Origin of the sequence: Helicobacter didelphidarum, from assembly GCF_003364195.1 — a bacterium.
Lineage (GTDB): Bacteria > Campylobacterota > Campylobacteria > Campylobacterales > Helicobacteraceae > Helicobacter_A > Helicobacter_A didelphidarum.
In genome coordinates this window covers 1-1780 of the sequence record NZ_NXLQ01000112.1, presented here as the reverse complement: position 1 = coordinate 1780, position 1780 = coordinate 1, and the positions used below count along the sequence as shown (strand labels likewise).

Annotated in this window: 2 protein-coding genes and 1 pseudogene; all 3 read left to right on the top strand. The window is 31.4% G+C overall.

The annotated features are described in order from the left end of the window. Positions 1 to 234: pseudogene (locus CQA53_RS11220) on the top strand (hypothetical protein); the annotation flags it as partial. Further along, positions 231 to 497, top strand: a complete 267-nt coding sequence (locus CQA53_RS11215) for a hypothetical protein (RefSeq protein ID WP_115544002.1) — start codon at positions 231 to 233, stop codon at positions 495 to 497. The pseudogene CQA53_RS11220 and the gene CQA53_RS11215, both read left to right, overlap by 4 nt. A 4-nt stretch (positions 498 to 501) precedes the next feature. Beyond that, the coding region (locus CQA53_RS11210) for a lipase family protein (protein WP_115544001.1) at positions 502 to 1780 on the top strand (1279 nt) is incomplete at its 3' end.

Genomic DNA, 1780 nt, shown 5'->3' with positions numbered 1-1780 from the left:
GCTATCATCACCCCTGCAGACATACTCGACATTACCTATAAATACTATCTTGATGATAATGGCAAACCTAAAAATGGTTTGCTTGATGATAAGTTATTTAGTGGTGATATGTCCCCATTTCAAGCTAAACGCTTCTTTGAACGCTACGATTTACTTATCCATCAGCCTAATACCTCAAGTGGATTCTCTGCTACTTTATTCCAAGAAAAAGAAACCAAAGAATATATGAGATGAAAAAACATATTATTTTTATTATATTTGTAGTTTATCTTATTGTTTGTTTTCTTTTTACATCACTAGCAGGAGCTATTGGGCATGGTTCTACGCCATATAAAATGGCAACACTTTTTATCACGCTAGTTGTTGCACCATTAGTTCCCTATGTGATAGTCAGTCTAGCAATAGATACATACAAACAATTCCAATGGTGGAAAATTTTAAACTTAATATTCTTGATTATACCAATATATATTTTCTTTACTAGATTATGGAGGTAAGCAAATGGATAACAAAGTATTAATTAAAAAACTTCGCGATAATGCCGAATTAGCTTGGGTTAGCTATGGGTATTTTCACTTACTAAAAGACAACAAAGGAATACCAAGAAAACGATATGCCTTAGATGAGCAAGGCAATAAAATTACTGATAACTCATATTTACGAGGATATAAAGAAATAGAAGTTACTTTTGCAGATATTTTAAATATTAAACTAAATGGGCAAGAAGTTTTGATAAACCAAACAGCAAGTAATAAATTTTTATCAAACATATCAAATAAATTTGATGATACTTTTAATTTTGACAAACTTGATGGCGACTTCTCCCCACTTCAAGCTAAAAGATTCTTTGAAAGATACAAACTTGTAGAACATTGCCCCAATACTTCTAGTGGCTTTAGTGCGACATTATTTGAAGACTTAGGAGAGATTGATAAATCCACAGGTGAAAGAAAAGAAGTCCCTAAAGATTCTAAATATATCTTAGCCTTTCGTGGCACAGAGATGGGTAGTGATAAAATAAAAGCAATGCTAAAAGATTTCTATGAAGATTTCTTACTTGGGACAAACCAAATCCCAGAGCAATATTTTGATTTGATACACTTTGTAGAGACAGAGATTAAACCTAGAATCTATGATACATCATCACAATCTTATCCTAAAATGATGATAGTAGGGCATTCTTTAGGAGGGTTTTTAGCTCAAATGTGTGCTTTAAGTTATGATGAATTAGTAAATGAAGTCTATACTTATAATGCACCGGGTATTTTTAATGATGAGACAAAAAAGATATGGGATGATATAAAAACAAATGCCTTTGCAATATTTCTATATTTGTATGGGACAAAAAAATCTGCAGAATATATCACAAGTTTATTTCAATCAAAGACCAATATAAAGCCTTATGCAATGCTTGATATAGGAAAAGACAAAGAATTATATTGTGGTATGCTAGAAATGAATAATGAGTTATTGAAGCGTATAAAAAGCTATCAAACAAATAGTAGGGGATTATTAGAGATTATAGATAGAGGAGATAGCGCCACACAGAAACTTAAAAATACTATTCCTTATTTCTTACGCATAGACCAAGAAGCAATAACTTTGGAAGAATCTAAATATACCTATATAAGAAAAGTATTCTCCCCTAATAGTATGAGAGAGTATGCAAAGCAACTCTATAATACATTGCAAGATAAGATTAAGATATATCAAGGTAAAACCTTCTATGTGTATTATGCGTATGCTTTTAGCCACACCACAACACAAGCTCAAATATCAG